The sequence below is a fragment of the Amycolatopsis sp. lyj-112 genome, from assembly GCF_046549055.1.
GTDB lineage: Bacteria > Actinomycetota > Actinomycetes > Mycobacteriales > Pseudonocardiaceae > Amycolatopsis.
Genome location: NZ_JAJPWS010000030.1, coordinates 1 through 5,150 on the forward strand (window position 1 = coordinate 1; position 5,150 = coordinate 5,150).

At 55.7% G+C, this 5,150-nt stretch carries 2 rRNA genes; both read right to left on the bottom strand.

The window, feature by feature from the left end:
• Nucleotides 1–54: 54 nt before the first annotated feature.
• Nucleotides 55–3,191, bottom strand: a 23S ribosomal RNA gene (locus ACLJRL_RS41155).
• 316 nt (nucleotides 3,192–3,507) lie between these two features.
• Nucleotides 3,508–5,036, bottom strand: a 16S ribosomal RNA gene (locus tag ACLJRL_RS41160).
• Together the 16S and 23S rRNA genes form the textbook arrangement of a ribosomal RNA operon.
• Nucleotides 5,037–5,150: the final 114 nt, after the last annotated feature.

Below are 5,150 nucleotides of genomic sequence, written 5' to 3' on the forward strand. Positions count from 1 at the left end.
GTGCTGGTGGTTGTGTGGTGTTTCAGAGCTGTAGAGTGGATGCGTAACATCTTTGTGGGCAAGTCCTCGGCCTATTAGTACCAGTCAACTCGATAACACATTACTGTGCTTCCATTTCTGGCCTATCAACCCAATGGTCTGTTGGGGGCCTTAACCCACAAGGGGTGGGATACCTCATCTTGGAACAGGCTTCCCGCTTAGATGCCTTCAGCGGTTATCCCTTCCGAACGTGGCCAACCAGCCATGCCACTGGCGTGACAACTGGCATACCAGAGGTTCGTCCGTCCCGGTCCTCTCGTACTAGGGACAGCCTTCCTCAAGTATCCTACGCGCGCGGCGGATAGGGACCGAACTGTCTCACGACGTTCTAAACCCAGCTCGCGTGCCGCTTTAATGGGCGAACAGCCCAACCCTTGGGACCTACTCCGGCCCCAGGATGCGACGAGCCGACATCGAGGTGCCAAACCATGCCGTCGATATGGACTCTTGGGCAAGATCAGCCTGTTATCCCCGGGGTACCTTTTATCCGTTGAGCGACACCCCTTCCACCAGGTGGTGCCGGATCACTAGTCCCGACTTTCGTCCCTGCTCGACATGTCTGTCTCACAGTCAAGCTCCCTTGTGCACTTGCACTCAACACCTGATTGCCAACCAGGCTGAGGGAACCTTTGGGCGCCTCCGTTACTCTTTAGGAGGCAACCGCCCCAGTTAAACTACCCATCAGGCACTGTCCCTGAACCAGATCATGGTCCGAGGTTGAGATTCCCAATCCGACCAGAGTGGTATTTCAACAATGACTCCACCGACACTAGCGTGCCAGCTTCACAGTCTCCCACCTATCCTACACAAGCCGAACCGAAAACCAATACCAAACTATAGTAAAGGTCCCGGGGTCTTTCCGTCCTGCCGCGCGTAACGAGCATCTTTACTCGTAGTGCAATTTCGCCGGGCCTGTGGTTGAGACAGCCGGAAAGTCGTTACGCCATTCGTGCAGGTCGGAACTTACCCGACAAGGAATTTCGCTACCTTAGGATGGTTATAGTTACCACCGCCGTTTACTGGCGCTTAAATTCTCAGCTTCACCCCGAAAGGTTAACCGGTCCTCTTAACGTTCCAGCACCGGGCAGGCGTCAGTCCATATACATCGTCTTGCGACTTCGCATGGACCTGTGTTTTTAGTAAACAGTCGCTTTCCGCTGGTCTCTGCGGCCACCATTCCCTAGTCCGCAAGGGACTTCAGGAACACTGGCCCCCCTTCTCCCGAAGTTACGGGGGCATTTTGCCGAGTTCCTTAACCACAGTTCGCCCGATCGCCTTAGTATTCTCTACCTGACCACCTGTGTTGGTTTGGGGTACGGGCCGTGCATGCACTCGTTAGAGGCTTTTCTCGGCAGCATAGGATCACTCTACTTCACCTCAATCGGCTACGCATCACGTCTCAGCCTTAACGAAACACGGATTTACCTATGTTTCGGCCTACACGCTTACACCAGTACTACCACTCACTGGCGGAGCTACCTTCCTGCGTCACCCCATCACTCGACTACTACGGAATCAGATCCCACGCTCCACAACACCACTCCACCCCGAAGGGCTTCACGATGCGCTTTGGGTGGTTAGTATCAACCGCCTCATCCTGGGCGCACATGCTCGGGTACGGGAATATCAACCCGTTATCCATCGACTACGCCTGTCGGCCTCGCCTTAGGTCCCGACTTACCCTGGGCGGATTAGCCTGGCCCAGGAACCCTTGGTCATCCGGCGGCAGAGTTTCTCACTCTGCATTCGCTACTCATGCCTGCATTCTCACTCCCACACCCTCCACGACTGGCTTCCGCCGCCGCTTCCCTGGATGCAGGACGCTCCCCTACCCATCCACACCACTAGACAACCGTAACAAGTACGGAAGCCGATGTATTGTATGAATGACACAGCTTCGGCGGTGTGCTTAAGCCCCGCTACATTGTCGGCGCAGGACCACTTGACCAGTGAGCTATTACGCACTCTTTCAAGGGTGGCTGCTTCTAAGCCAACCTCCTGGTTGTCTGGGCAATCCCACATCCTTTCCCACTGAGCACACACTTGGGGGCCTTAGCTGGTGTTCTGGGCTGTTTCCCTCTCGACGACGAAGCTTATCCCCCGCCGTCTCACTGCCGCACTCTCACACCACGGTATTCGGAGTTTGGTTGATTTCGGTAACCCGGTAAGGCCCCTAGACCATCCAGTAGCTCTACCCCCGTGGTGAAACATGCGACGCTGCACCTAAATGCATTTCGGGGAGAACCAGCTATCACGGAGTTTGATTGGCCTTTCACCCCTACCCACAGCTCATCCCCTCAGTTTTCAACCTAAGTGGGTTCGGCCCTCCACGTCGTCTTACCGACGCTTCAGCCTGGCCATGGGTAGATCACTCCGCTTCGGGTCTAGACCACGCGACTCAGACGCCCTATTCAGACTCGCTTTCGCTACGGCTACCCCACACGGGTTAACCTCGCCACGCAGCACTAACTCGCAGGCTCATTCTTCAAAAGGCACGCCATCACCTCAACATCACAAGGATGTGCTCGGGCTCTGACGGCTTGTAGGCACACGGTTTCAGGTACTCTTTCACTCCCCTCCCGGGGTACTTTTCATCTTTCCCTCACGGTACTAGTCCGCTATCGGTCTTCAGGAAGTATTTAGGCTTACCGGGTGGTCCCGGCAGATTCACAGCAAATTCCACGAGCTCGCTGCTACTCGGGAACACCAAACAAACAATCCACAACGTGTTTTCGCGTACGGGACTCTCACCCACTCCGGTCGCCCATCCCAAGGCGTTCCACTAACACGCGTAATCGTTCCGAGGACTGTCAGATCCTCGACGCTGGGTCCCACAACACCGCTTGTACAACGCCTGACAGCTTGACATACAAACGGTTTAGCCTCTTCCGCTTTCGCTCGCCACTACTCACGGAATCACGGTTGTTTTCTCTTCCTACGGGTACTGAGATGTTTCACTTCCCCGCGTTCCCTCCACACATCCTATATATTCAGATGCGGGTAACACCACATAACTGGTGCTGGGTTTCCCCATTCGGAAATCCTCGGATCACAGCTTGGTTGACAGCTCCCCGAGGCATATCGCAGCCTCCCACGTCCTTCATCGGCTCCTGAAGCCAAGACATCCACCATGTGCCCTTAATAACTTGACCACAAAGATGCTCGCATCCACTCTACAGTTCTCAAACACCACACCAGAAACAAACTCCCAGGGTGTAAGCCCTTTGGCGTGTTGCCTCAGGACCCAACAGCGTGCCAGCGAACAATTCTTGACCAGACCCGACAGAACACTTTCCACGCCCCTAAGAGCAGTACTCGCACTTGCCGGCAACCTGACCGCAAACCATAACCAGTAGTTCCACAATTCCTTGAGCAACCAGCACAACACCACGGTCGGGTATTGAGTGCCGGCCACCCCACCATTCTTGTTCCGGGTATCCCGGGAACGGTGGATGTGTTGCTCCTTAGAAAGGAGGTGATCCAGCCGCACCTTCCGGTACGGCTACCTTGTTACGACTTCGTCCCAATCGCCAGTCCCACCTTCGACCACTCCCCCCCTTGCGGGTTGGGCCATGGGCTTCGGGTGTTACCGACTTTCATGACGTGACGGGCGGTGTGTACAAGGCCCGGGAACGTATTCACCGCAGCGTTGCTGATCTGCGATTACTAGCGACTCCGACTTCACGCAGTCGAGTTGCAGACTGCGATCCGAACTGAGACCGGCTTTAAGGGATTCGCTCCACCTCGCGGTATCGCAGCCCTCTGTACCAGCCATTGTAGCATGTGTGAAGCCCTGGACATAAGGGGCATGATGACTTGACGTCATCCCCACCTTCCTCCGAGTTGACCCCGGCAGTCTCCCACGAGTCCCCGCCATAACGCGCTGGCAACGTAGGATAAGGGTTGCGCTCGTTGCGGGACTTAACCCAACATCTCACGACACGAGCTGACGACAGCCATGCACCACCTGTACACCAACCACAAGGGAAGCCCTATCTCTAGGGATGTCTGGCGCATGTCAAGCCCAGGTAAGGTTCTTCGCGTTGCATCGAATTAATCCACATGCTCCGCCGCTTGTGCGGGCCCCCGTCAATTCCTTTGAGTTTTAGCCTTGCGGCCGTACTCCCCAGGCGGGGCGCTTAATGCGTTAGCTACGGCACGGACAACGTGGATGTCGCCCACACCTAGCGCCCAACGTTTACAGCGTGGACTACCAGGGTATCTAATCCTGTTCGCTCCCCACGCTTTCGCTCCTCAGCGTCAGTATCGGCCCAGAGACCCGCCTTCGCCACCGGTGTTCCTCCTGATATCTGCGCATTTCACCGCTACACCAGGAATTCCAGTCTCCCCTACCGAACTCAAGTCTGCCCGTATCGCCCGCACGCTCCACGTTAAGCGTGGAGTTTTCACGAACGACGTGACAAACCGCCTACGAGCTCTTTACGCCCAATAATTCCGGACAACGCTTGCACCCTACGTATTACCGCGGCTGCTGGCACGTAGTTAGCCGGTGCTTCTTATCCAGGTACCGTCACAACCAAGAAAACCTGGCCACTTCGTCCCTGGCGAAAGAGGTTTACAACCCGAAGGCCGTCATCCCTCACGCGGCGTCGCTGCATCAGGCTTTCGCCCATTGTGCAATATTCCCCACTGCTGCCTCCCGTAGGAGTCTGGGCCGTGTCTCAGTCCCAGTGTGGCCGGTCACCCTCTCAGGCCGGCTACCCGTCGTCGCCTTGGTAGGCCATTACCCCACCAACAAGCTGATAGGCCGCGGGCTCATCCTGTACCGCCGGAGCTTTCCACCACCAACCATGCGGAAGATAGTCATATCCGGTATTAGACCCAGTTTCCCAGGCTTATCCCAAAGTACAGGGCAGATTGCCCACGTGTTACTCACCCGTTCGCCACTAATCCACCCGAAGGCTTCATCGTTCGACTTGCATGTGTTAAGCACGCCGCCAGCGTTCGTCCTGAGCCAGGATCAAACTCTCCAACAATGTCAAATTTGATCGAGGCAATTTAATGCACTCAAAGGAACCTCAAACGAGGTTCAAATACATAAGCTCTACTGGCTTAGTTCACTAGCACACTGTTGAGTTCTCAAGCAACAC